This window comes from Skermanella rosea (assembly GCF_016806835.2).
In the GTDB taxonomy this organism is placed as follows: Bacteria; Pseudomonadota; Alphaproteobacteria; order Azospirillales; family Azospirillaceae; genus Skermanella; species Skermanella rosea.
Map to the genome: position 1 here is coordinate 492,715 of NZ_CP086113.1, position 24,341 is coordinate 517,055.

Genomic DNA, 24,341 nt, shown 5'->3' on the forward strand with positions numbered 1-24,341 from the left:
CCGCCGGACAGCGTGACGACGCCATGACCCAACCCCCCTTCCGGATCGGGCCGGCCAGGACGGCCGCCGACTTCGAGACCGCGGCCCGCCTGTTCGAGCGATACGCCTCCTCGCTCGGGATCGACCTCGCCTACCAGGGCTTCGCCGAGGAGTTGGCGACCCTGCCGGGCAACTACGCGCCGCCGGCCGGCGAACTGCTCCTGGCGCACGGCATCGACGGCGAGCCGCTGGGCTGCGTGGCACTCCGGCCCATGGCGCCCGCCGGCTGCCCCGAGGCCGGCTGCTGCGAGATGAAGCGGCTCTACGTCCTGCCGCGGGGACGCGGCGTCGGTCTCGGCCGGGCGCTGGTCGATGCCATCCTCGCCGAGGCGGTGCGGATCGGATACCGTGAGATGCGGCTGGACACGCTGCCCACCCTGACCGAGGCGATCGCGCTGTACCGGAAGGCGGGATTCACGCCGATCGCCGCCTACTACGACACGCCCGTGCCGGGGACGATCTTCCTGGGACGGTCACTCGCCGGCTGACCCGGAGCCTGCCGCCCCCCCGGAGCGTGTCGGCAAACGACAGCGGATGTCATCATGCGTCCGCATCGGCGTCGCGGATGGGAGAGTTACCGTGCGAAAAAGCCGGCGGACGGTCAACCAAGGTCATCCCGGGTCATCCCGCCCGGCCCTGGACGCCGGCCCGCCTGCTGGCTTGGGCGAACCGGTCCGCACCGGGAAACCCATGATTCGGTTGTCAAAGACCCCGCGCGAGCGCCGGCAGCACCGTAGCAGAATCGTGATAGGATTTCCATCCCAGAGACATGCCCGTCCAGCGGGACAGTGGAACCGGGGGTCCCGCCGCCCTGTTGTCCGTGGCAGCATGACAGGGAGAGGCTCGATGATCCGCTGGCAGACGGTCTTACAGGTGACGGCCCTCGCGCTGTCGGTTCCCGCGGCCGGTGCGGGGGGAGCGGTCGCCCAGCAACCGGATCGGGCATCGTGCGCCGGTGTCATGACGGAGCAGTCGAGGAGCTTCACCGAGGACTGCCTGTCCGACCTCGCGACCTTCGTCGCGTCCCAGCCCGAAATGGCGGCGAAGGTCTATAGCGAGAAAGACAAGTCCTATGTGACCCTGACCCGCACCGATGACGGGCTTCGGGCCGAAGCGGTCAGCAAGTTCAACCATCCCCTCATGAAAGCGGACACTCCCGACATCCTCGAACGCCTCGGGTGGTCGGCCCCCGAGAACGAATCCGACAACTGGAAGAAGGACATCGGCAGCGCCAGCCTGGGCAACGGCGGTGCGGCGCGAGAGCTGGGCAAGGCCCTGGAAGCCTACGGCGTGAAGCAGGGAGAGGCGATCTCCCTGACGGTCGGACCGAAGCTCTCCGACCAGCCGACGAGCCGATAGGCCGGAATTCCCCTGCCGGATCGGGCCAGCTCCGGCGCGGCCGCCGTCAGATCAGCGGCTCAAGGATATCGAGGCCGCGGTTCCGGTCGATCACGTGGACCAGCCCCCGGTCATCGACGAAGACGTCGTTGCTCTGGGCGCAGGGCTGACCCTTCGGGGGCTCGGGGATGAACCAGCCGATCTCCCGCGGGGCCGTGGGATCCGCGATGTCCAGCATGCGCAGGCCGCCGGAGAACCAGGTGCAATAGAGCCGGTCGCCGGTCACCCGTTCCTGGAACTGGTGCGCCCCGAAGCGCGCCCCGGCGCGGGCGAAGGGCGAGTCCAGCTCGCTCAGGTGGAACATGCCGATCGGCCTGATGTCGGCCCGGTCCTCCACGTCGAGGAACCAGAGCCCCCCATGGAGCTGGCCGCGGACATGGTCGTGCTCCTCGTCCACCGCGACCGCGACCTGGCGCCCCTGCCACCGCACCGGAACCGGGGCGACGGTGTGGGTCGGCTCCGGGAACGGCGGGTGGTAATCGTACGATCCTACCGTGCGCAGGTCGGTGATGTCGGACGCGTCGATCACCCGCAGCCCGGCATACCAGACCGAGGCCCACAGCTCGTCGCCGAAGCGCAGCGCGTGGTGCAGGCGGTTGCGCAGCCCCGCCCAGTGCGGCGTTTCCCCGCCGGCCGCATGCTGGCCCGGCATCCACCAGCGCGAGACCTCGGCCGGCCGGGCCGGATCGGCGATGTCGTAGACCACCAGGATATTGCCGACATAGCCCTCCATCTCCGTCGAGATGTAGGCGTAGCGGTCGTCCATGTCGAAGCGGTGGACGCCGACCCCGTGGGTGCGGACATAGGCGATCTCCCGCGGGCGGGTCCGGTCGGAGATGTCGTACACCTTGAAGCCGCCGTCGCGGTAGCCGTGCTCCAGCACGTGGCGCAGCCGGGGCAGCAGGTCTTCGGGGATCTTCAGGGCGGCGGCCAGCTCGGCGTCGGAGGGCGGCCGGCCGAGCCGGGCGGCAAGGTCGGACGCCGCCTCCGCCAGCCTCGCTCCCCGCCGCAGGGCGTGGCGGTCGTTCTGCTCGACGTTGGTGATCATCAGGTCGCCCACGACCCGGACCTTGTGGGTGTGGGAGGCTTCGTCCGGCAGTTCGACCGAGGCGGCGACCCGGGGATTGGCCGGATCGCGCACGTCCACGATGGTGGTGCCGAAGGGCGGCTTCATGTGGCCGACGAAGGCGTGGCCGCCGGACACCGTCACCTGGCCTCCGCCGGGCAGGTCGAGGTGGCCGACCAGGCGGAGGTTCTTCGCGAGCGGCATGCCGGTCATCGGGGCTGGTCTCCGGTCAGGGCAGAGGGGGTTTCGCGCTCGATCCGCCGCTGGCGCTCCTGCTGCCGGCTGCGCAGCCAGGGCAGCAGGACCGAGAGGACCACGAAGGCCCACAGCACGTTCCCGGTGGTGGAGGAGAACAGGATCGTCAGGTCGCCCTGCCCGATCCGCAGCGAGCGCAGCAGGTACTGCTCGAACAGCGGCCCCAGGATGATGCCGATCAGGATCGCGGTGACGTGGTAGTTGGTCTTGCGCGCGATGTACCCGATCACGCCGAAGACCAGGGCCAGGCCCATGTCGAACACGTATTCCCGGTTGGCGAAGGCGCCGACGATGGTCAGGGACAGGATCAGCGGCACGAGGATCCGGGTCGGGATCAGCACCACCTGGCTCATGTAGCGGGCCAGCGGCAGGATCGTGAAGAGCATCACGATGTAGGACAGCGTCATCGAGAAGAAGATGCCGTAGGCGATGTCCGGCGATTCGATGAACAGCCGGGGCCCGAGCACGATGCCGTGGTACTGCAGGACCACCATCATCACGGCGGCGGTGCTGCCGCCCGGCACGCCGATCGCCATGAGCGGCACCAGCGTGCCCGACGTGACGCCGTTGTTGGCGGACTCGGGTGCCACCACGCCGGGGGCGAAGCCCTTGCCGAACTCGTCCGGCGTCTTGGAGAACATGCGGGCCTGCTGGTAAGCCACGAACGACGCGATGCTGGCCCCGGCGCCCGGCACGACGCCGATCAGCAGGCCCACGAAGCTGGTCCAGATCGTCAGCCACCAGTATTTGAGGCTGAGCCGCAGGCCTTCGATCGTGTCCGCCCAGTGCGCGCGGGAGTCCACGACGGCGGAGCGCGGCACGATGGTCGACCGCTCCATCATGCTGAACGCCTCGGAGATCGCGAAAAGGCCGATCAGGGCGGGCACCAGCGGCACGCCGTCGTACAGCTCCAGGAAACCGAAGGCCGCGCGCGGCGTGCCGTAGATATGGTCGGTGCCGATCGCCCCGATCATCAGGCCGAAGAAGCCGGCGATGATCCCCTTCAACGGATCGTCGGCCGCGATCGCGGCGATCAGCACCAGGCCGAACACCATCACGGCGACCATCTCGACGCTCCGCAGATACATCCCGACCTGGGCCAGGAACGGCAGCAGGGCGACGGTCGCGATGCTGGTGACCAGCCCGCCGACGGTGGATGCCACGAAGCAGAGCACGAGCGCCTGCTGCGCCCTGCCCTTCAGGGTCATCTGGTAGCCGTCCAGCGTGGTCGCCGCCGCCCCGCCGGTTCCGGGCATGTTGACCAGGATCGCCGGGATGCCGCCGCCCAGATGGGTCGCGCAGTAGAGCGACACCATGAAGGCCAGGGCGGTGTTGATGTCCATGGCCAGCGTCAGCGGCAGCAGGATGATCAGCGTGTTCTGGGCGCTGAAGCCCGGGATCGCGCCGACCAGAATGCCGAGCAGCACCGCCGGGACCACGACCCAGGTGAGCATGACCGCGTCGACCGCGAGCGAGAGGAGGAGTGCGCTGTCCCAACCCATGGTTCAGATCCCCCCGCCGAGCAGCGGGACCAGGACCCGCTCGACCGGCCCCGGGGGGAACCGCGCCCCCAGCAAGACGATAAAGACGAGGAACACGGCCGCGGCCACGCCGCCGGCGACCGCGAACAGGGTGACCGGTTCCCGCAATCCGAGGATCCACATGGCGGCGAGCATCACCAGGAACAGGCCGAGCGTCGTCCCGAGCCAGGGGATGGCGGCGATGAACAGGATCAGGACGCCGATCAGCGCCAGTCGCTGGCCCTGCGCGGGCGTCCACCGGCCCAGGTCGCCGAACCCGAGCGAGCCGGTGCCGCCGCGCAGGCGCAGGACGACGCGGGCGACCTGGATCGCGATCAGGGCCAGCAGCACGACCCCCACCACCGTCCCGTTCGCCCGCGCTTCCCAAACCAGGTTGGACGAGGAGATCAGGTAGTAGAGCGTGAAGCCGGCGGCGAGGACCGGTATGATCAGGTCGGCGCCGAGCTGCGCGTTCCGGCGCTGCCGCAGCGATTGCGCCACTTTCTGGCTCATGACGTTGCTCCTTGGCCGCCGGGGCTACCGCTGCGCGCTGAGCACCGGTTCATAGCGCTTCGCCAGGTCGAGCATGGCCATGGCGTATTCGGTGCAGACCTGGCGGTTGCCGTATTTCAGGGATTCGACCGGGGCTCCCGTCTTGACGAAGGCGTCCCGGAACGCCTCGGAGGCATGGGCCTCCTGCGAGGTGCGCTCCAGCAGGGCGAAATCCTCCGGGTTGGCGTCGGCCCAGGCGGCGTGCACGGCCCAGGCCCTGGACGAATAGAGGTCCGGGATCGAGGTGCCGAAGGCGGCGTTGACCGTCGGCGCGTTGCCGGTGATGTCGGCGAAGATGTTCTCGCGGTTGAAGACGCCCAGCACCCTGAACTGGCTGGACAGCGACAGCACGCCGGTGATCGGCAGCGCGCCGATGTCCGCCTCGCCGTTCATCACCGCGACATAGGTCGGATTGCCGCCGCCGTAGGGGATCAGGTTGTAGGTCGAGCCGGTGGCTTCGCCCAGCGCCAGCATGCCGATCGACGCGGGATGCGGGATCCGGCTGACCGCCACGTTCACCGGGTTCTTCTTCGCCGCCTCGACCACCGACTTCAGATCCTTGTAGGGGGAGTCGGTGCGCACGAAGATGCAGCTGTCGTCGATGTCGGTGCGGCTGAAATAGACGAAGTCCTCCGGGAACCTGTAGTCGGGCTTCTGGACCGCGTACATGATCATCTCCGGTCCCATGTTGCCGAACAGGAGGTTGTAGCCGTCGGCCTCCCGCTGCTTGACGAACAGCTCGTAGCCGATCTGTCCGGCGGCACCGGGATGGAAGGTATATTCGAACTGCTGGTTGAGCAGCTTCGACCAGGCATCGTCGAAGGCCCGGGCCAGCCTTTCGGCGCCGCCGCCCTGCCCCGTCGGGATGATCACGCGGAAGTTCCGCTGGGGATAGGACTGCGCGACGGCGCGGGACAGGGGCAGTCCGGGCGTGAACCCGGCCAGCAGCCCGGCGGCGGCCATGCCGCCGCACAGCGCCCGGCGGCTGATGCGCGTTGTATGGTCCATGGATTTCCCTCCCAGGTTGTTTTTTCTTTGGACAGCTCTTGTCGGGCCGGTCCCGCGGGCCAAGGGCGGCGGAACGCCGCCGGTCACCCGCGGTAGACGGGGGCCGGCTGCTCGAAGAAGGAGCCGAGGATGTGGTAGACGATCGCGTAGTTCTTCTGCTGGAAGCTGGCGTGGGCGATGCCCGGCATCACCGCCAACTGCTTGTCGGGATTGGGCAGCAGCGCGAAGAACTTCAGCAGATCATCGAAGCTTGCGATCCCGTCATATTCGCCGCGCATCACCAGGGTCGGCATCGTTATGCGGGCCGGGTCGACCAGCGGCAGGTTCTCGCACATGTCGATGTAGGTCCCGACCGGCATGGAGTCGTCGAGCGCCAGGATCGCGTCGGCGAAGGCGTCCACCACCGCCTCGTCGGCGGTGCCGGGATGGTCGCGGGTGAAGATCGAATGTACGAATGCCCGGTCGATCGGCCGCCGTTTCCCCGACTTGAACTGGGGCAGCTTCTTGCGGCGCTCGGCCAGGGTCGGGCTGCCATCCCCGGTCCAGACCATCGCGTCGAGCGCCAGGCGCGCGACCCGGTCGGGATGGCGTTCGGCGAACAGGGCGGCGCGCAGGGCGCCCGACGAGATCCCGTAGACCAGCAGGGGGCCGCAGCCGCGCTGTTCCTGGATATAGGCCGACGCGGCGGCCAGGTCGTCGGCGCCGTCCGAGATGTTCGAGGTGATGGCCCGGTTCTTGTCCGACCGGCCATAGCCTTCCATGTCGACGCACCAGGTGTCGAACCCGCACCGGGCGAAATAGTCCATCACGGAAGCGTCGTCGCGGCCGGGAACCTGGAGGTCGAAGGTCGGGGTCGATGCCATGGACGAGCCGTGGACGAACAGGATCGTGCCCCGCTTCCCGGAGCGGGCGACGGCGGGCTTTTCCCAGAGAAACAGCCGCACGTCGCCCTTGGTCGTCCAGTGTTCCAGGCCGCCGGGTGAAACGCCGCCGGGCGATGCTTCGTGGGAGGCTTGAGCTTGCGTCATCGGATCCTTTCCCGTCTGGCGGTGCAAGTCACGATCACGGATTGGCGGTGCGGCGGCCCTATCGTTGCGCCATTCAATGACCAATCCGCAATGGATTGGTATTGGGCGACAATGGCGCAGCATTGTCAAGCCGGTGATTTCCTCGTCCGTGCTATTGCTGCAGGGCGAGAACCAATCACGGATTGGTCAAGGCCGGATTCAGATGCCGAGCCGGCGCAGCTGCGCTTCCGGGTAGCGCGGGCCGGAGGCGGCGCCGGGCCGAAAGGCCTCCTCCAGCGCGGCGAGGTCGGCGTCGTCCAGGCGAGCCGCCGATGCCGCCACGTTCTGCTCCAGCCAGGGGCGGCGCTTGGTGCCCGGGATCGGCACGATGTCCGGACCGCGGGACAGCACCCAGGCCAGGGCCACCTGCGCGGGCGCCAGCCGCCGCTCCTGGGCGATGCGGTCCAGGGTGCCCAGCAGGGCGAGATTGGCTTCGAAGTTGCCTTCCTGGAAGCGGGGATGGGCGTGTCGCCGGTCGGTCGGGATCAGGTCGTCGCGCCGGCGGAAGACCCCGGTCAGGAATCCGCGGCCGAGGGGGCTGTACGGCACCAAGCCGATCCCCAGTTCCCGCAGCAGCGGCAGGATGCGGTCTTCGACATCCCGGCTCCACAGCGAATACTCCATCTGCAGCGCGGAGATGGGGTGTGTCGCGTGGGCCTTGCGGATCGTTTCCGCCCCTGCCTCGCACAGGCCGAGGAAACGGACCTTGCCCTGCTCGACCAGCCGGGCCATGGCGCCGACGGTCTCCTCGATCGGCACGTCGGGATCGACGCGGTGCTGGTAGAACAGGTCGATGACGTCGACGCCCAGGCGGCGGAGGCTCGCCTCGCAGGCCTTGGCGACATGCTCGGGACGGCCGTTCACCCCTCCCCGTTCGCCGTTGGGACCCCGGATATTGCCGAACTTGGTCGCCAGGACCAGCCCGTCGCGCCGCCCGGCGATGGCGCCGGCGATCAGTTGCTCGTTGCGGCCGTCGGCGTAGGCGTCGGACGTATCGAAGAAGGTGACCCCGAGATCGATCGCGCGGCGGATCGTGGCGGTGGACTCGGCATCGTCGGGAATCCCGTAGTCGCCGGTCATGCCCGAACACCCCAGTCCCACGGCGGAAACGCTGAGGCCGGCGTTTCCCAGGCTGCGACGCTCCATCGTCCTTACCTCCCCGTTTGCTTCCAACTGTTCAGCCCCCGGCGTAGGCGGCGATGCCCTGCACGAGGTAGACGAGGCCGACGCCGAGCACGATGCGCTGCGTCCAGCTGCGGAACTGGACGTCGGTCAGCCGTTCCAGCGCCGCCCGGCTCAGGCTGGTTCCCGCCATGGCCAGCGCCACCGAGAGCGCCAGCACGGGCCAGCCGAGCGAGTCACCGGCGCCGCCGATGATCTGGCCGAAATAGACGAGCTTGATCAGGTGGGTCGCGACCTGGCACGCGGCCTTGGTCGCCACGACCGCCCGGCGGTCGAGCGGGCAGCGCACGAAGAAGACGTCGAGCAGCGGGCCGGAAACGCCGGACAGGAGCTGGAAGGCGGTCCCGATGAAGCCGCACAGTTCGGCCCCGCCGGCGCGGTCGGCGCGCGGAGCCAGCCGGTCCGGCACGGTCCAGGCCAGGAACGGCGTCAGCCCGAGCGTCACCAGCACCAGCGCCGGGTCGGGCACGAAGCGCACCAGCGAGAAGGCGGCGAAGGCCAGCGCCGAGCCGATCAGGTAGCGCAGCAGGATCGGCCAGGCGACATAGCCGCGCCACAGGAAGGCGCGCCAGCCGTTGGACGCCGTCTGGGTCACGCCATGGAGCACCATGGCGGCCGGGACGGGCAGCAGGAGCAGCAGCGCGCCCATGTAGATCATGCCGCCGGCCATCCCGAAGATCCCGGACAGGAAGGAGGTCGCGAGCACGACCGCTGCGATGACAAGGATCGTGCCGGCGCTCACGGGCGCTTCCCGGATGCGTTCCCGGACGTGTGCGGGCCGGAAGTCTCAGGGGGCAGGAGTCGGCGGGCCATGGCCGGCAGCTTAACGGCGCGCGGGCGCGTCGCCAAGGGAAATCGGCCTAATTCGAGTGCCAAAAATGAACCATTCTGTCCGAGAGAGGACGGAGCCGGGCGGCTTTCAGGACCCCGTCGGGCCCAGCAGGTTGGACCGCACCATCAGCAGGTGGTCGAGCAGTTCCGACCGGGCGGCCCGGGCGTCCCGGTCGGTCAGCGCCGCCACGATGCGCCGGTGCTGGTCCTGGTAGATGCCGCGCCGCTCGGGCGTCAGCGAGCGGCGTTTCAGCCGGAGCCACTCCGGCTGATTGCGGGTCTCGTTCATCGTCCGGTAGAGGTCGATCAGCAGGCTGTTCTTCGACGCAATCACGATCGAGACGTGGAGCTGGCCGTCCCAGTGCTCGAAATCCCCGATGTCCGGGGCCGCCTCCGACCGGGCCAGGCACTCCCGGATGCGCTGGAAATCCTCGGCATTGGCGCGGACCGCCGCCAGTTCGACCGCGGCGGGCTCGATCACGAGGCGCACCTCCATGATCTCCGCGGGGCTGGCGCCGTGGATGCGGCGGACCAGGCTGTCGGCCGCGGCGGGCTCCCCGGAACTGGTACCGGTGCCGGTACCGGCGCTGGACGGCGGCGGAGCGACGAACGATCCCCGGCCGACGTGGCGGATGATGCTGCCCTTGTCCTGGAGCAGCTTCAGGCTCTTGCGCAGCGTGTTGCGCGACACGCCGAACTGCTTCTCCAGGTCGCGTTCGGCCGGAAGCTTGAAGCCGGCACTCCAGACGCCCTCCGCGATGTTGCTCTCGATGAGTTGTACCAGGGCGCTGGCTCCCGTCGCGGCCCTGGTTCGAATATTCTGGGGGCGAATGTTCTGGGTGCGAATGTCTTGCGTGCTCATCAGCCGTTCCCGCAGTCCGCGATGGTGAACCAAACAGCGTCCATTTCTATCCGTCAATAGGGCCGGCGGCAATATCCCGAAACGCCCTAAACATCGGAAGAACATGATGCGGTGGAGGACGGCTCGGGCAAGTCCCGGCGATGCTCCGCTGATCCATTGTTGCGCAAACCGCGGCGGCCGGCGATAATGGCGCGACAATTGGCATTGGAATGGATCAGGAGGGCCCGATGAAATTCGCCACTTTCCAGATGGATGGCCGCACCGCCGTCGGCCTGGTCGAACCGGAGAACGGCGGGATCTGGCCCCTGGAATCGATCCTGGGCGAGCCCGTGGACGGCATGGTCGACCTGATCCGGCGGTACGACGGCCTGAAGGAACGCATCCGCCCGACCGGCAGGGCCATCGACCTCGCGTCGGTGAGGATCGGGGCGCCGATCCCGCGTCCGGCCCGGAACGTCATGTGCGTCGGCAAGAACTACCACGACCACGCGCACGAGTTCGCCCGCAGCGGGTTCGACAGCAGCGCCAAGGGCAAGGCGGACGCGGTGCCCGAGGTCCCGATCATCTTCACCAAGGTGCCCGAGTCCGTGATCGCCGACGGGGAGGCGATCCGCCATCCCGGGGAAATCAGCGACAGCATCGACTACGAGGCCGAAGTGACGGTGATCATCGGCAAGGGCGGCCGCGGCATCACCAGGGAGCAGGCCTACGGGCATGTCTGGGGCTACACCATCATCAACGACGTGACGGCGCGCGACGTCCAGGGACGCCACAAGCAGTGGTTCCTGGGCAAGTCCTTCGACACCTTCTGCCCCATGGGGCCGTGGATCGTCACGGCGGACGAGATCGATCCGGCATCCCTCGCCGTGCGCTGCTGGGTGAACGACGAGCTGCGGCAGGACGCCAATACCCGGGACCTGATCTTCGACATCCCGACGCTGATCGAGACCATCTCCGCCGGCATCACCCTGATGCCCGGCGACGTCATCGCGACCGGGACGCCCGCCGGCGTCGGCATCGGGTTCGATCCGCCGAAATATCTGAAGCGGGGCGATCGCGTCACGATCGAGGTGGAAGGCATCGGCCGCCTCGCCAACACCCTGGAATAGGCCGGCTCCGGGCGACGACAAGGACGAAGACACATGAAGACCAACGGAATCGGCTGGCGCAGCCTGCTGTTCGTACCGGGAACGCGGCCTGACAGGTTCGCCAAGGCCGCGGCCAGCGGCGCCGACGCGGTCTGCGTCGACCTGGAGGACGCGGTGCCGCCGGGCCGGAAGGACGAGGCCCGCGGCGAGGCGCTGCGTTTCCTCGCGGAGGCCGGCGGCGGGGCGTGCGACCGCGTGGTCCGCATCAACGGCGTGCGTACCGAACCCGGCCTCCGCGACCTGCTGGCCGTCATCGAGGCGCGCCCGGAACGGGGAACGATCGCCGTTCCCAAGATCGAGTCGGCGGAAGAGGTGCAGTGGATCGACCAGCTGCTGACCGCCGCCGGCTGCGGTCTCCGGGTCGTGGCCCAGATCGAGACCCTGCGCGGGGTGGAGAACGCGACCGCGATCGCCGGCGCCTCGCCGCGGCTCTCCGGGATCATGTTCGGCGGCCTGGACCTGGCGGCGGAACTGGGCGCGCCGGCATCGTGGGAGGCCCTGCTCCACGGCCGGTCGCGGGTGATCCACGCGGCGGCGCTGGCCGGGGTTCCGGCGATCGACATGCCGTTCGTCGATGTCGGCGACCCGGAGGGCTGCGGCCAGGAGGCGCGGCGCGCCCTCGCGCTCGGCTTCTCGGCCAAGATGGTGATCCACCCGACCCAGGTGGAGGTCGTCAACGCGGCCTTCTCGCCGACGCCCGAGGAGATCGGCCAGGCCCGCCGCGTCATCGCGGCCCTGGAGGAGGCCAGCGGAACCGCCGCGGGAGGCGTCGTCCTGCTCGACGGCCGGATGGTCGAGCGGCCGGTCGTGCTCGCCATGCAGCGCATCCTGGCGCGTGCGGGGGTCCGGGCATCGTGATCGTGGACAGCGGGGACGCGGGTCCTGTATGGCCCGGGATCGCTGCGGAGACGATGAAGACAGGATGGACATGACGAGCGAACGGTCGTTCAGGATCACCCCCAACGATGACGTCACCTTCTACCCCCGGGTCTTCGGCCGGCGGGGGGTGGTCGCCTCCCACCACTATCTGTCGGCCGGCGCCGGCCTCGACGCCCTGAAGGCGGGCGGCAACGCGGTGGATGCCGCGGTCGCCGCGACCTTCGTCGAAGGCGTGCTGAACCCGAACATGCACACCATCGGCGGCGAGTGCCCGATCCTGATCGCGCCGGCCGGCGGCGGGGAGATCATCTGCATCAACGGCAACGCCACGGCCCCGGCCGCGGCGACGCCCGAAGTGTTTCGGGCGCTCGGGCACGAGGCGATCCCGTCGGAGGGCATCCTGGCGGCAGGCGTGCCCGGGGCCTTCGGCGCGCTGATCGTGGCGGCCCTGCGATACGGCAGGCTGAGCTTCGCCGACCTGGTCCGGCCGGCGCTGGAACTGGCGCGCGACGGCTTCCCGGTGCATGCCGGGCTGCTGCGCCAGCACAAGTTCGGCATCGTCCCGAACGCCGAGAAGTTCCTGACCCTGTGGCCCTCGACCGGCGACGTCTACATGCCCGGAGGAGTCCCGCCGGCCGAGGGCGCCCTTCTGACCAACCCCGCGCTTGCCGGCATGTTCGACCATCTGGCGGCGGTCGAGGCTGCATCCGGCGGATCGCGCGAGCACGCGCTCCAGGCGGTGTTCGACGGATTCTACCGGGGCGACGTCGCCCGGGAGATCGTCGCCTTCTCCAAGGACCAGGGCGGACTTCTGGAAAGGTCGGACTTCGACGCCTTCGAGATCCCGCTGGAGCAGCCGGTCTCGATCGAGTTCGCCGGCGCCCGCATCTACAAGTGCCCGGCCTGGAACCAGGGCCCAGCCCTCCTCCAGAGCCTGTCCATCCTGAAGACGCGCGACCTGCCCGCCATGGGGCACAACAGCGCCGATTACGTGCATACCGTCACCGAGGCGATGAAGCTCGCCTTCGCCGACCGGGAACAGTATTACGGCGATACCCGCCACGTGAACATCCCGGTGGACGATCTGCTGGACGACGCCTACGGGCGTCTCCGTGCCGGCCTGATCGACCCCGCCGCGGCGAACGCCGAACTGCGCCCGGGCGACCCGACCAGGCCGGCCGCCCTGCTCGACCCCGCCGAGCGGTTCGGCGGCGCTTCCTGGGGACCGGGGACCGTCCATGTCGACACGGCGGACGCGGCGGGCAACCTGTGCTCCTTCACGCCGAGCGGCGCCTGGATCAAGTCCTCGCCCGTGATGCCGGCGCTGGGCTTCCCGCTGGGCAACCGGATCTCCAACTTCCACCTGGGGCCGGCGCACCATCCCAACGTCGTGGCCCCGGGCAAGCGGCCCCGCACCACGATCAGCCCGACCATCGTGACGCGGGACGACGAGCCCTGGATCGCCTGCGGCAGCATGGGCGGCGACCAGCAGGACCAGTGGCAGCTCCAGTTCCTGCTGAACCGCCTGCTGTTCGGCATGCCGCTCCAGCAGGCGATCGAGGCCCCGAAGTTCTCCAGCGAGCATTTCCCCGGCTTCTTCGCGCCCCATAACTTCTTCACGAACCGCCTGCGCGCCGAGGAGTCCCTGGGCGCGGCCGTGCTGGAGGAGCTGGCCCGGCGCGGCCACGACGTTTCCGTCGGACCGGCCTGGTCGGAAGGCTTCATGCTGGCGGTCGAGCGCCATTCGGCGGCGTCCGGCCCCGCGGGCGTGCTGGAGGCGGGCTGCGATCCCCGCGGCGCCAAGTCGGAGGTGTTTCCCGCCGCCGCAGTCGCCTGGTGAGCGGCGCGTCCCGTCAATGGCTTCTGCGGGCGAGCAGGGCCAGGATCCCCCCGACGGATGCGGCCAGGGCCAGCACGGAGAAGCTGGCCGCATAACCGCCGAACGCGTCATGGGCGAAGGACAGGGTCGGAGGGCCGACGACGACGCCGAGGAACGTGAAGAACATCACAGCACCCGTCGTGGCACCGATCTGCGAGACATGGCTCCGTCTGGCGACCTCGGCCAGGAACACGCCGTTCCACCCCGCCGCCGTCAGGCCGAGGATCGCGAAGACGGCGGTGACGGCGGGAAGCGGCCAGTCGGGACCGATCGCGACGACGGCCGCGCAGGCCGCCGCCATGATCACGGCCAGGAAGATCAGGACCAGGTTGGCATCCCCGACCCGATCGGCGGCCCCTCCCCAGAGGAGCCGTCCGACGACGCCGGCGACCTGGGACGCCGCGAGGATCGAGCCGGCGGCGACCAACCCCGTCCCGACCTCCTCGACCAGGAGCACGACCATGAAGCTCATGACGCTGAGCTGGATCGCCGAGAAGCAGAGCGACGCACCGGCGAGCAGCGACAGCCGCCGGTCGCTTGCCACGGCCCTGAGTCCCTCGAAAGGCATGCGAAGCACGGGACTGCCGGGGCTGCGATCGGCGTCCCAGCGGTTCCGCACATGCTGGGCGATCAGGCACAGAGCCGCCGCGGCGACCGCGCAGGCCAGCAGGCCCGCCTCCCAGCCGTAGGCGACCGCCAGGGACGGACCGAGCAGTCCGGCGGCCATTCCCCCCAGCGGCACGCCGGTCTGCTTGATCGAGAAGATCAGGTTGCGCCGATGCTCCGGGGCGTGGCGCGCGAGCAGGTGGGCGGCGGAGGGGTTCGGCATGCCGTAGCCCAGCCCGATGGCGAAGGAACCCGCCAGCAGGGCGCCGAGGTGGGGGATGGTGACCGCCAGGCATCCCAGGGCCGTGAGGGCCATGCTGATCTGCCCCGTCCGGCAGGCGCCGTAGCGGCGGACCAGACCGCCGGCCACGAGCGACGACGCCATCGCGGCGATGTAGAGCAGCCCGATCTGGTAGCCGACCATGCTGGCCGGGATGCCGAGGTCGCGCGCCACTTCGGGGGCCACGGCGGGAACCAGGAGAACCGCCATCGAGGCGATCGTCTGCACCGCGGTCGATTCTGCCACGATGCCGAGAAGCCCCTCACCGGGGGCGGCGTTCCGGCTTTCCAAAAATGATCCTTTCGTGCCGATGGAGTTCATCGCCCGCGGGACAGGACACGGGCAGGAGGCCGCCGGTCCCGAGGCCGCGGGCTCCCGCCAAGGGAACAGCGACATAGTCCACTCGTCCGCCCTGTGCCAACGAAATGCACGGAAGCCCAGGGTTTTCCGGGAGATCGGGATCGACAAGCCGCCAGGTCCGCGGGGACGAGGGCCCGCCGATGCGGCTCAAGCCTCTTCCCTTCCGGTTCGCTTCGTGTATGTTATGTTATATCATAACTACCGGGAGTGAGCAGGGTGCGACGGGAAGCGAACCAGGGCGGAGAGGACGGCGGCGATCCCGGGCCGCGGGCGGTCAACAGCCGGCTGGCGGGAGCCTGGTCATGGCGCGAGGCCAGGCCGGTCGTGCTGCATCCGATGTTCTATCGGGGCTACCTGGACTACCGGACGGGCCTGCCGTTCGACTACCGGACGCTCGACGGCTGGGAATCGCTGGACCAGATCCGCTACGAGAACGGCCGCGAGATCGCCGCGGAATGCCGCGCCCTGGGCCTGTCGCTCCGCTGGCCCGACCGCCGGCGGGTCCCGCGGGAACTGAAGGCCGTGGTCGTGGACCGCGCCTGCGCGCGCCGGGGCGCCGTGCGGTGAAGGACAACCCCGGGGAACCGCAGGAAACCTGCGGAAACGTGGTGATCTTGGAAATATCGGAGGTAAAGATGAACGGCTCGTCATCCTTGAAAAGGCTGCTGTGCGTCGGCGTGGCGGCGGGAGGGCTCGCCGTCGGCCTGGGCCTTGACCGGCTGCACGCGCAAGAGGAACGGAACGCGGGGAGTGACGCGCACTACAGGCTGTTCATCGGCGACCATGCCGACGGCGTCGTCCGGGCCGTCGAGGTGAAGGACGGGTCGAGCGCCGGAACCTTCAGGATCGACCAGACGCCCGCCCTCACGCCAAGCCTCAGCGGGCGCACGGTCTTCGCGGTGCAGGGAGACGCCGGGAAGATCGCCGCGATCGGCACCGGCATCTCGCTCGAGGATCACGGCGACCATGGTGACCTGAAGGTCGAGGCCGCGAGGCTCCTGCCGACGGTGATCGCCGGCACCAAGCCCGCCCACGTCGTCGAGGGCTCCGGCACGATCGCCGTCTTCGACGACGGGACCGGCGAGCTCACCCTGTTCCCGGAGCGCCACCTCCACGAGGGGGATTTCGAGCCTCGCATGCTGAAGCCGGGTGCTGCCCACCACGGGCTTGCCGCGCCCATGGGGAGCCATATCGTCGTCTCCGTTCCCCACGACGATCCCCAGGAGCCGCGCGTGGGGCTCAAGGTGATCGACAAGGACGGCAACCAGGTCGGCGAAGTGGTGAACTGCCCAGGGGTCCACGGCCAAGCCCAGTCTGCCCGGACATTCGCCTTCGGCTGCCGGGACGGCATCGTCGTCGCCACTCCCGGCAAGGGGTCCGAACCGCCGGTGCTGGAGCATGTTTCCACCTCGGGGCTCGGCGAGGGTTACGTCTCGACCCTGAAGGGCGGGACGGCGATGCAGTTCTTCCTCGGCAACTACGGCCCGCGCGCCGTGGTCATCATCGAGCCCGGCACCGGGGAGAGCTTCCGCAAGATCGACCTTCCGACGCGCCGCGTGGACTTCGCGCTCGACCCGGCGAAGGCGCGCAACGCCTACATCCTCACCGAGGACGGAGAGCTGCACCTGCTCGACATCCTCTCCGGCAGGATCGAGAAGAGCGTCCGGATCACCGAGCCCTATTCCATGGACGGACACTGGCGCGACCCGCGTCCACGCCTGGCCGTCGCCGGCGGGCACGTCGCGGTGACGGACCCCTTGAAGGGGCTCGTGCGGCTCGTCTCCACCGAAACCCTGGAGGAGGAGCGCACGATCCCGGTGGAGGGCAAACCCTATACCATCGTCGCGGTCGGCGGCTCGGGCGCCGTTCATTAAGGAGACCCTCCCGCGGGCGGAGGGCGATCTTCCGCCTTGCGGGCCATGCCATCTCGTGCCGCCCGGCGTCGCCGAAGCCCCCGGGGCATGTCAGCAAACGACAGCGAACGTGATCATCCGCCCGGGCATCATCGGTCCAAGCCGGTGTCGCGGGCGGGCGGGTCGCCGGGCGATAAGCCGGCGGAGGTCAGCCAAGGTCATCCCGACCGGCCCTGGACGCCGGCCCGACTGTTGGCTTGGGCGAACCGATCCGCACCGGCAAACCCGTGATTTGGTTGTCAAAGATCCCGCGCAAGCGCGGGCAGCACAGTAGCAGAAGCACGTTAGGATTGCCATCCCAACGAGATGCCCGTCGGGCGGGACCTCACTGGGAAAGCCGACGGGGCTTACCGGTCCCGCGGCTGCGCCCGCCCGCTGATGCTCTGGGAAGCCTCTTTCGCGACCTTGGCCGTCGCCTCGGCAATCCTGATGCTGCTGTTCAGCATCACGCGCATTTCCTGATTCAGCAGGGCGTTTTGCGCTGCCACGAGGTCCTGCGGGGTTCGTGCGCGCAGGATGCTGTTCATGCCGTCGATGTTGCATTGCATGGCCTGGCGCGTGTAGTCGGCCCATTCGCGCATCACCGTCTGGAAACCGTCGGCCAGCATGACGCCGGTCTGCATCATGACACCCAGGTTCTGCTGGGTGCGGCCGGCCACCTGCTTGAATGCCTTGTCCTGCATCGCCGGCATCCGGCCGAGTTGTTCGACCACCCGGCCGCCTGCCTGATGGACCGCATCGGCGGCATCGCCGGCCGATTCATCCGATCGCTCCATCGTGCCGCGCAGTTCCTGGGCGGCGTTCTGGAGGTTCTGTCCCGCGGCCTCGGCATTCTTCCGGATCTCGGCGCGGCTGGTGGCTTCCACGACTTTCCGGACCGGTTGGGTATCCGGGTTGGACGCGTCGCGAGCGCTTTTCGCCATCTCGGCGCCGGCATCGCGAACGGTCTTGCCGGCATCGGCAGTCTTCACTACGGCTGACATGGATTGTTCCTCGGTTTGAAGTCTCTGCATCGCAAGCCCTTGAAGGGGAATGCGGGAGACAGGCGTCACCGGCCGCCGGACATCGGATCGACGACCCGATGTCCGGCAAAACGACCTGCACCGCCCGGGTTCAGAATCCCGGCTTAGGAAGCTTTGGAACCGGCCGGCTTACGGTCGATTTCCTCGACGGTCACATCCTGACGGCGAACGGTGCCGCTGACCGTGACGTCACGCTCGCCCGAGTGCTTGCTCAGCGCCACTTCCTCGACCACATGGGCCTGCTTGGTGACGACCGGCTTTTCCGAAACCTCGGTCATTTCGATCGTGCCCTCCTGGAACGCCTTGGCGGCCTCTTCCGGCTTCAGGACCCGATCGACCTTGGTATGCTCGACCTCGACGTTTTCCTCGTGGAGGGTCACGGTCTCCTGGACTTCGCGCTCGCTGACCTCGGTCTTCAGGCGCTTTCCGCCGGTCGTGCGGGATACGCCGACTTCCAGTTCCTCCTCGATCACCTGGGCGCTTCCGGTCGCCTCGTCGGTCCGATTGCCAAGCTTCTCCAACAGCGCTTCCGGCGTCAGGGCCTTGAAGCTGCGCATCGTGCTGAGGGCATCGTCGGCCTTGTCGTCTTCGGCTTCCGCCACGACCAGGGCGCCGCCCTTCTGCATCGCCTTGCCGTAGCTGTCGGCCTTGTCCTTTTCATAACCGGCTTCGACCAGCCGGCTGGAGATCTTGGAAACGGCGACGTCCTGCAGGATCTCGACCGCACTCTTCTTGAAGCCGGCCTTGGTCAGTTCGCCAAGAACCTTGCTCGCAATGCTACCGTTCTCGAAAAGGCCAATGATGGAAGTGGTCATGCTAAATTCCTTGATGATTTGTGCTTGGGAAACTGGGTTATCAGCGCCCATCTCGCTACTGCAATGTAGTATGCTGCGGTGCAATAACATAGTAAAATATCTACTTAGGCCAAATTTTATTTATTGCTTACAATAAAGTATGGCGTTGGGTTTCTATGAGTTTCCTGTAGATCGGAATTAATAGAAGGGAATTCACGGTATTCCTTATGTCGATCATGCGGCTCAGAAGGCGCTATTATTTCTCCTGCCGCATCGCTGAGGTGGGCAGCGTGACTCCGCATTCCCCAAGACCTCTTTCTGATCGAAGCGGCTAGTAGCCCTGCACAGTGGTTTTCATTGGTTTTTCGTAGGTCGGCCTCGGCCGAAGGCCGACGCCGACAGCGCGGCCGGAGCGTTGATGCAGGGTGTCGGCCTTCGCCACTCCGGTCCTCGGAGCCGGCCGTTCCACTCGGCGCACTGTGTTGCGCCATGGGCGCAACCTACGGCTCGATGCAGGGCGGAGGTGATGCGGGCCGACGGTCGTAGGTTGCGTCCATGGCGCAACACAATGGATCATCTCTCTCGGGCGGATCAACCTGATCGGGTACAGCTATGAAGAAACTGACCGGCGAAATACTAGCCGTAGCCGTAGCCGTAGGTCGGGTAGAGCGCAGCGGCACCCGACACCAACTCGCCTGCTTGTCGGGTGCCGCTGCGCTCTACCCGACCTACGGTTGAGTGACCAGCAAATTAGTTTCATTTGCGGCGGATCGGCGCCCTGCGCTGGTGGCAACTCTAGCCTACCATGGCCGGCCGGGACCCGTGGTACCGCCTGCCAGGGCTTGGACTGGAAATCGAGTGCGGCACGGAAAGCGCCGGCTCGCCACGCCGTTCAGACGGATCACATGGGTCCTCAAACGACCGTTCCGCGGCTGCGGGCTAGGCATACATCCCCGTGCCGTAGCTACGAGAACCGCTTTCTCGTCCATGTTATCGTAGCTACGATAACCGGGATGAACACCTGGGACGAAGCCAAACGCGTGGCGAACCTTGCCAAGCATGGGCTGGACTTCGCCGTCGCCGAAGGGTTCGACTGGGATACCGCGCTGACCGCCGTGGACGAGCGCCGGGATTACGGCGAGGGCCGCTTCATATCCATCGGCTATATCGGTCCCCGCCTGCACGTGATGGTATGGACGCCGCGCGGTGACGACACGCGCATCATCGGATCGGGGAAGGCCAATGACCGGGAAGAACGCCGCTACCACGCCGCCGAAGCCTGACCATGTCAGCCAGGAGGATTGGGACGCCGTCGATGTGCCGGAACTGACGGACGAATGGTTCGCCAAGGCGCGGCGGGGCGGCCGCCCGAAGGCTGCGGCGCCCAAGGAGTTGACGACGCTTCGCCTCGACCCCGACGTGCTGGCACACTTCCGCGCGACGGGTCCGGGTTGGCAGACCAGGATCAACGAGGCGCTGCGCAAGGCAGCCGGCCTGCGCCCCTGACCGTTCCCCGAGCCGAGTAGGACGGGCTGGCCGCGATGACGGCGCGGAGCGGCCTGCCGATGCCGCTGGACCGGGGCCGGGCGCAACATGGATCGCATTGCCACATCGCCACGGAGCGCCGGCCGGCAAACTCTCCTGGCCCGCGGCTCCCGCCCGGCGGACCGGCGACTCCCGCGGTCCCGAATCCCGGACGAGGAGCCTTGCCCCCCTTCCCGCCGCCTTCTATTATCGCGCCGAATTGGGGACGGAACGTTCCGGGACCAGGGGTTCGACGACGACTTCCGCCGGCCTCGCGCGGTTCCGTCCGCAGCCCCCGACGATCAAAGGCCGCCCGCTCCCGGGCGGCTGCGCAGAGGACCCGATGCCCCATCTCCGTTCCAGGACTTCCACCCACGGCCGCAACATGGCCGGTGCACGCGGCCTGTGGCGCGCGACCGGCATGAAGGACGGCGATTTCGGCAAGCCGATCGTCGCGATCGCCAACTCCTTCACCCAGTTCGTGCCCGGCCACGTCCATCTGAAGGACCTGGGCCAGCTGGTCGCGCGGGAGATCGAGGCGGCGGGCGCCGTCGCGAAGGAGTTCAACACCATCGCGGTGGACGACGGCATCGCCATGGGCCATTCCGGCATGCTGTACAGCCTGCCCTCGCGCGAGATCATCGCCGACAGCGTCGAGTACATGGTCAACGCCCATTGCGCCGACGCGCTGGTCTGCATCTCCAACTGCGACAAGATCACGCCGGGCATGCTGATGGCGGCCCTGCGGCTGAACATCCCCACCGTCTTCGTCTCCGGCGGCCCGATGGAGGCCGGCAAGGTCAAGCTGCACAACAAGACCCGGGCGGTCGATCTGGTCGACGCCATGGTCGCGGCGGCCGATCCCAGCCTGGACGACGCCGAGGTGCTGGAGATGGAGCGGTCCGCCTGCCCGACCTGCGGGTCGTGCTCGGGCATGTTCACCGCCAACTCCATGAACTGCCTGACCGAGGCGCTGGGGCTGGCGCTGCCGGGCAACGGCTCCGTGCTGGCGACCCATGCCGACCGGAAGGGCCTGTTCCTCCAGGCTGCGCGGACGGTGGTCGAGATCGCGCGCCGCTACTATGAGCAGGACGACGCCAGCGTCCTGCCCCGCTCGGTCGCGAGCTTCGAGGCGTTCGAGAACGCGATGATGCTCGACATCGCCATGGGCGGCTCGACCAACACCGTGCTGCACCTGCTGGCCGCCGCCCACGAGGCGGAGGTGGACTTCACCATGGCGGACATCGACCGGCTGTCCCGCCGCATCCCGCAGCTCTGCAAGGTCGCCCCCTCGGTCCCCGACGTCCATATGGAGGACGTCCACCGCGCCGGCGGCATCATGGCGATCCTGGGCGAGCTGGACCGGGCCGGCCACCTGCACCGCGACCTTCCGGTGGTCCACGCCCCGACCCTGGGCGCCGCGATCGACCGCTGGGACGTCAAGCGCACCGACGATCATGATGTCCTGCGCTTCTACTCGGCGGCTCCCGGCGGCATCCCGACGGTGGTGGCCTTCAGCCAGGAACGGCGCTACCAGACGATCGACGTGGACCGGGCCGGCGGCGTGGTCCGCGATGCCGAGCACGCCTTCAGCAAGGATGGCGGCCTGGCGGTCCTCTACGGCAACCTGGCGGAGGACGGCTGCATCGTGAAGACGGCCGGAGTCGATGCCTCGATCCTGAAATTCTCCGGCCCGGCGCGCATCTTCGAGAGCCAGGACGCGGCGGTCGAGGCGATCCTGAACGGCGGCATCCAGGCCGGCGACGTGGTGCTGATCCGCTACGAGGGACCGCGCGGGGGACCCGGCATGCAGGAGATGCTGTACCCGACCAGCTACCTGAAGTCCAAGGGCCTGGGCAAGGCGTGCGCCCTGATCACCGACGGGCGGTTCTCCGGCGGCACCTCCGGCCTGTCGATCGGCCATGTCTCGCCGGAAGCGGCCGAGGGCGGGACGATCGGGCTGGTCGAGGAAGGCGACCTGATCGAGATCGACATCCCGAACCGCTCGATCCGGGTCGCCCTGACCGACCAGGAACTGGCCTCCCGCCGCGCCGCCATGGAGGCGCGCGGCGCCGACGCCTGGAAGCCGCGCGACCGCCACCGCCCCGTCTCGGTCGCATTGCAGGCCTACGCGGCCCTGACCACCAGCGCCGCCCGCGGCGCCGTCAGGGACGTGTCGGCGGCGACGCGGGCGCCTCGGCCGTAGGTTCCGCATTCCCGGACCGCCCCGCCGGACAGCCGTGTCCGGCGGGGCGGGCGGTTCCTGCGACCACGGCTGCCGGGCGGGATGAACAAGCCCCGACGGTTCAACCTCGATACATTCCACGAAACAGCGGGCCCGAACACTCATCAGTGTCCGAAAGGCCGTCCCGGGGCCATGGGCGATCACCAGATCAAGTGATCGCGCTTTCCAACATACCCTATTTGAGATGATCCAAAGGCAATTGCGAAACATACGCTTCAATTTGTTGTAAGCAGACTAGAAAAGAGCGAAAAACAGCATGGTCAATGCAAAATCAGAAAAGAAACATAAGAAATGAAACGAATGAAGGAGATGCAAAATGCATGTGCTTGTCGCCTCTTTCATCCTGGCATTCGCAGTCTTTGTTCCTCCCTCGATGGCTCAGCAACAACAGCAGGACGGGCAACCGAATATCCTCGTGATATGGGGCGACGATATCGGCTGGTACAATATCAGCGCGTTCAACTTGGGCGTGATGGGATACAAGACGCCCAATATCGACCGGATCGCCCGTGAAGGTGCGCTATTCACCGACTGGTACGGACAGCAGAGCTGCACGGCCGGGCGCGCGGCGTTCATCACGGGGCAAGCGCCGGTTCGCACGGGGTTGACCAAGGTCGGCCTCCCCGGTGCGGAGATCGGGTTGAGGATGGAAGATCCGACGCTTGCCGGCCTGCTCAAGAGCCGCGGCTACATGACCGCCCAGTACGGCAAGAACCATCTGGGCGATCGTGACGAACACATGCCGACGAACCACGGTTTCGACGAGTTCTTCGGCAATCTCTACCACCTCAACGCCGAGGAGGAACCGGAGAACGAGGACTATCCCAAGGATCCGGCTTTCAAGAAAAAATACGGGCCGCGCGGCGTCATCAGGGCGACCGCGGGCGGCACCATCGAGGATACCGGTCCGCTGACGCGCAAACGGATGGAAACCGTGGACGAGGAAGTGACGGCTGGCGCCCTGGACTTCCTGGATCGGGCGACCACGGCGGGCAAGCCCTTTTTTCTCTGGTGGAATTCCACGCGGATGCACGTCTTTACCCGTCTGAAGCCTGAATCCCGTGGCAGGACGGGGATCGGCATCTATCCGGACGGCATGGTCGAGCATGACGGGCACGTCGGGCAGTTGCTGAAGAAGCTCGACGATCTGGGCATCGCCGACAACACCATCGTGATGTATTCGACGGACAACGGCGCCGAGGTCATGAGCTGGCCGGACGGCGGCACGACGCCGTTCCGCGGCGAGAAGAACACCCAGTGGGAAGGCGGCTATCGCGTACCGACCCTGATCCGGTGGCCCGGCGTGATCGAGCCCGGCACCATCCACAACGATGTCTTTTCCCACGAGGACATGCTGCCCACGCTCGTGGCGGCCGCCGGCAATCCGAACATCAAGGAAGAACTGCTGAGGGGGTATTCGGCGATCGGGCGCGATTACAAGGTGCATCTCGACGGCTACAACCTGCTGCCCTACTTGCGGGGCGAGGTCCGGGAAGCGCCGCGCAAGGAGTTCCTGTACTGGACCGACGGCGGGGATCTGGCGGCGCTCCGCTATGATCAGTGGAAGTTGCACTTCCTGGAACAGCGGGCCGAGGGTTTCGATGTGTGGCAGGAACCGTTCGTCCAGCTCCGCGTACCGAAGCTGTTCACGTTGCGCGGCGACCCGTTCGAGCGGGCCGATGAGGAGGGCATGGACTATGTCCGCTGGAGGTTCGAGCGCATCTTCGCGCTGGTGCCGGCCCAGGCCTACGTCGCGAACTGGCTCCAGAGCTTCAAGGAATTCCCGCCCCGGCAGAAGGCGGCGAGCTTCAGCATCGATCAGGTCATGGCCCGATTGGAAACCAACGCATCCGGAAACTGATCTTGCCGCCGGTGGACGGCTCCGGCCGTCCATCGAGCTGGATCGATCCG

22 protein-coding genes are annotated in these 24,341 nt (G+C 67.8%); 11 read left to right on the plus strand and 11 right to left on the minus strand.

From position 1 onward, the window contains the following. Nucleotides 1-23 precede the first annotated feature (23 nt). On the plus strand, nt 24-527 hold the full coding sequence (locus JL101_RS33495) for a GNAT family N-acetyltransferase (RefSeq protein ID WP_203099304.1): 504 nt from the start codon (nt 24-26) through the stop codon (nt 525-527). A 358-nt stretch (nt 528-885) separates the two neighbouring features. Further along, nucleotides 886-1,398 (plus strand): TY-Chap domain-containing protein, encoded by a 513-nt coding sequence (locus JL101_RS33500; protein WP_203099305.1) that lies wholly within the window; start codon nt 886-888, stop codon nt 1,396-1,398. A 46-nt stretch (nt 1,399-1,444) separates the two neighbouring features. Here JL101_RS33500 and JL101_RS33505 read toward each other — a convergent pair whose 3' ends face one another. The 8 genes from JL101_RS33505 to JL101_RS33540 all read right to left on the minus strand — a co-directional run bounded on the left by JL101_RS33505 (nt 1,445) and on the right by JL101_RS33540 (nt 9,780). Then, nucleotides 1,445-2,716, minus strand: coding sequence for an LVIVD repeat-containing protein (locus tag JL101_RS33505; RefSeq protein ID WP_203099306.1), 1,272 nt, complete (start codon nt 2,714-2,716; stop codon nt 1,445-1,447). Beyond that, nucleotides 2,713-4,260 (minus strand): tripartite tricarboxylate transporter permease, encoded by a 1,548-nt coding sequence (locus JL101_RS33510; protein ID WP_203099307.1) that lies wholly within the window; start codon nt 4,258-4,260, stop codon nt 2,713-2,715. Before JL101_RS33510 ends, JL101_RS33505 begins: the two co-directional genes overlap by 4 nt. Before the next feature lie 3 nt (nt 4,261-4,263). Then, nucleotides 4,264-4,791: a tripartite tricarboxylate transporter TctB family protein gene (locus JL101_RS33515; protein ID WP_203099308.1), complete on the minus strand. Its 528-nt coding sequence runs from the start codon at nt 4,789-4,791 to the stop codon at nt 4,264-4,266. 24 nt (nt 4,792-4,815) lie between these two features. Continuing rightward, a complete protein-coding gene (locus JL101_RS33520; RefSeq protein WP_203099309.1) occupies nt 4,816-5,838 on the minus strand; it encodes a Bug family tripartite tricarboxylate transporter substrate binding protein in 1,023 nt (340 codons plus the stop codon). 83 nt (nt 5,839-5,921) lie between these two features. Continuing rightward, on the minus strand, nt 5,922-6,866 hold the full coding sequence (locus JL101_RS33525; protein WP_203099310.1) for an alpha/beta hydrolase: 945 nt from the start codon (nt 6,864-6,866) through the stop codon (nt 5,922-5,924). 198 nt (nt 6,867-7,064) lie between these two features. Then, nucleotides 7,065-8,051 (minus strand): aldo/keto reductase, encoded by a 987-nt coding sequence (locus JL101_RS33530; RefSeq protein WP_203099311.1) that lies wholly within the window; start codon nt 8,049-8,051, stop codon nt 7,065-7,067. A gap of 31 nt (nt 8,052-8,082) precedes the next feature. Next, the gene (locus JL101_RS33535; RefSeq protein ID WP_228435607.1) at nt 8,083-8,829 is read right to left on the minus strand and encodes a sulfite exporter TauE/SafE family protein; all 747 of its coding nucleotides are present in this window, start codon (nt 8,827-8,829) and stop codon (nt 8,083-8,085) included. Nucleotides 8,830-9,006: 177 nt separating this feature from the next. Beyond that, a complete protein-coding gene (locus JL101_RS33540) occupies nt 9,007-9,780 on the minus strand; it encodes a FadR/GntR family transcriptional regulator (protein ID WP_203099312.1) in 774 nt (257 codons plus the stop codon). A 227-nt stretch (nt 9,781-10,007) separates the two neighbouring features. Here JL101_RS33540 and JL101_RS33545 point away from each other — a divergent pair, with 227 nt between their 5' ends. From JL101_RS33545 to JL101_RS33555, 3 genes are all read left to right on the plus strand, one after another. After that, nucleotides 10,008-10,889, plus strand: coding sequence for a fumarylacetoacetate hydrolase family protein (locus JL101_RS33545; RefSeq protein ID WP_203099313.1), 882 nt, complete (start codon nt 10,008-10,010; stop codon nt 10,887-10,889). 33 nt (nt 10,890-10,922) lie between these two features. Beyond that, complete coding sequence (locus JL101_RS33550) at nt 10,923-11,786, plus strand: HpcH/HpaI aldolase/citrate lyase family protein (RefSeq protein WP_203099314.1); 864 nt, start codon at nt 10,923-10,925, stop codon at nt 11,784-11,786. A gap of 70 nt (nt 11,787-11,856) precedes the next feature. Continuing rightward, nucleotides 11,857-13,647: a gamma-glutamyltransferase family protein gene (locus JL101_RS33555; RefSeq protein WP_203099315.1), complete on the plus strand. Its 1,791-nt coding sequence runs from the start codon at nt 11,857-11,859 to the stop codon at nt 13,645-13,647. 13 nt (nt 13,648-13,660) lie between these two features. Here JL101_RS33555 and JL101_RS33560 read toward each other — a convergent pair whose 3' ends face one another. Continuing rightward, on the minus strand, nt 13,661-14,818 hold the full coding sequence (locus JL101_RS33560; protein ID WP_203099316.1) for an MFS transporter: 1,158 nt from the start codon (nt 14,816-14,818) through the stop codon (nt 13,661-13,663). Nucleotides 14,819-15,148: 330 nt separating this feature from the next. Between JL101_RS33560 and JL101_RS33565 the strand changes: the two genes are divergently transcribed. Both JL101_RS33565 and JL101_RS33570 read left to right on the plus strand, forming a co-directional pair. After that, a complete protein-coding gene (locus JL101_RS33565; protein ID WP_203099317.1) occupies nt 15,149-15,499 on the plus strand; it encodes a hypothetical protein in 351 nt (116 codons plus the stop codon). Between the two features lie 68 nt (nt 15,500-15,567). After that, nucleotides 15,568-16,806: a metallochaperone AztD gene (locus tag JL101_RS33570; protein WP_203099318.1), complete on the plus strand. Its 1,239-nt coding sequence runs from the start codon at nt 15,568-15,570 to the stop codon at nt 16,804-16,806. Between the two features lie 386 nt (nt 16,807-17,192). Here the strand turns inward: JL101_RS33570 and JL101_RS33575 are convergent, their stop codons facing one another. Next, nucleotides 17,193-17,828 (minus strand): phasin family protein, encoded by a 636-nt coding sequence (locus tag JL101_RS33575; RefSeq protein ID WP_203099319.1) that lies wholly within the window; start codon nt 17,826-17,828, stop codon nt 17,193-17,195. Between the two features lie 143 nt (nt 17,829-17,971). Continuing rightward, nucleotides 17,972-18,733, minus strand: coding sequence for a YsnF/AvaK domain-containing protein (locus tag JL101_RS33580; RefSeq protein WP_203099320.1), 762 nt, complete (start codon nt 18,731-18,733; stop codon nt 17,972-17,974). A gap of 941 nt (nt 18,734-19,674) precedes the next feature. Here JL101_RS33580 and JL101_RS33585 point away from each other — a divergent pair. From JL101_RS33585 to JL101_RS33600, 4 genes are all read left to right on the plus strand, one after another. Beyond that, nucleotides 19,675-19,944: a BrnT family toxin gene (locus JL101_RS33585; protein ID WP_203099321.1), complete on the plus strand. Its 270-nt coding sequence runs from the start codon at nt 19,675-19,677 to the stop codon at nt 19,942-19,944. Further along, nucleotides 19,904-20,167, plus strand: a complete 264-nt coding sequence (locus tag JL101_RS33590; RefSeq protein ID WP_202684221.1) for a BrnA antitoxin family protein — start codon at nt 19,904-19,906, stop codon at nt 20,165-20,167. Before JL101_RS33585 ends, JL101_RS33590 begins: the two co-directional genes overlap by 41 nt. 361 nt (nt 20,168-20,528) lie before the next feature. After that, the gene (gene ilvD / locus JL101_RS33595) at nt 20,529-22,391 is read left to right on the plus strand and encodes a dihydroxy-acid dehydratase (protein WP_203099322.1); all 1,863 of its coding nucleotides are present in this window, start codon (nt 20,529-20,531) and stop codon (nt 22,389-22,391) included. A gap of 412 nt (nt 22,392-22,803) precedes the next feature. After that, on the plus strand, nt 22,804-24,291 hold the full coding sequence (locus JL101_RS33600) for an arylsulfatase (RefSeq protein ID WP_228435608.1): 1,488 nt from the start codon (nt 22,804-22,806) through the stop codon (nt 24,289-24,291). Nucleotides 24,292-24,341: the final 50 nt, after the last annotated feature.

Coding starts and splice junctions, on each gene's coding strand:
- JL101_RS33495 (WP_203099304.1), top strand. CDS start 24: ATGACCCAACCCCCCTTCCGGATCGGGCCGGCCAGGACGGCCGCCGAC.
- JL101_RS33500 (WP_203099305.1), top strand. CDS start 886: ATGATCCGCTGGCAGACGGTCTTACAGGTGACGGCCCTCGCGCTGTCG.
- JL101_RS33505 (WP_203099306.1), bottom strand. CDS start 2,716: ATGACCGGCATGCCGCTCGCGAAGAACCTCCGCCTGGTCGGCCACCTC.
- JL101_RS33510 (WP_203099307.1), bottom strand. CDS start 4,260: ATGGGTTGGGACAGCGCACTCCTCCTCTCGCTCGCGGTCGACGCGGTC.
- JL101_RS33515 (WP_203099308.1), bottom strand. CDS start 4,791: ATGAGCCAGAAAGTGGCGCAATCGCTGCGGCAGCGCCGGAACGCGCAG.
- JL101_RS33520 (WP_203099309.1), bottom strand. CDS start 5,838: ATGGACCATACAACGCGCATCAGCCGCCGGGCGCTGTGCGGCGGCATG.
- JL101_RS33525 (WP_203099310.1), bottom strand. CDS start 6,866: ATGACGCAAGCTCAAGCCTCCCACGAAGCATCGCCCGGCGGCGTTTCA.
- JL101_RS33530 (WP_203099311.1), bottom strand. CDS start 8,051: ATGGAGCGTCGCAGCCTGGGAAACGCCGGCCTCAGCGTTTCCGCCGTG.
- JL101_RS33540 (WP_203099312.1), bottom strand. CDS start 9,780: ATGAGCACGCAAGACATTCGCACCCAGAACATTCGCCCCCAGAATATT.
- JL101_RS33545 (WP_203099313.1), top strand. CDS start 10,008: ATGAAATTCGCCACTTTCCAGATGGATGGCCGCACCGCCGTCGGCCTG.
- JL101_RS33550 (WP_203099314.1), top strand. CDS start 10,923: ATGAAGACCAACGGAATCGGCTGGCGCAGCCTGCTGTTCGTACCGGGA.
- JL101_RS33555 (WP_203099315.1), top strand. CDS start 11,857: ATGACGAGCGAACGGTCGTTCAGGATCACCCCCAACGATGACGTCACC.
- JL101_RS33570 (WP_203099318.1), top strand. CDS start 15,568: ATGAACGGCTCGTCATCCTTGAAAAGGCTGCTGTGCGTCGGCGTGGCG.
- JL101_RS33575 (WP_203099319.1), bottom strand. CDS start 17,828: ATGTCAGCCGTAGTGAAGACTGCCGATGCCGGCAAGACCGTTCGCGAT.
- JL101_RS33580 (WP_203099320.1), bottom strand. CDS start 18,733: ATGGGCGCTGATAACCCAGTTTCCCAAGCACAAATCATCAAGGAATTT.
- JL101_RS33585 (WP_203099321.1), top strand. CDS start 19,675: ATGAACACCTGGGACGAAGCCAAACGCGTGGCGAACCTTGCCAAGCAT.
- JL101_RS33590 (WP_202684221.1), top strand. CDS start 19,904: ATGACCGGGAAGAACGCCGCTACCACGCCGCCGAAGCCTGACCATGTC.
- ilvD (WP_203099322.1), top strand. CDS start 20,529: ATGCCCCATCTCCGTTCCAGGACTTCCACCCACGGCCGCAACATGGCC.
- JL101_RS33600 (WP_228435608.1), top strand. CDS start 22,804: ATGGCTCAGCAACAACAGCAGGACGGGCAACCGAATATCCTCGTGATA.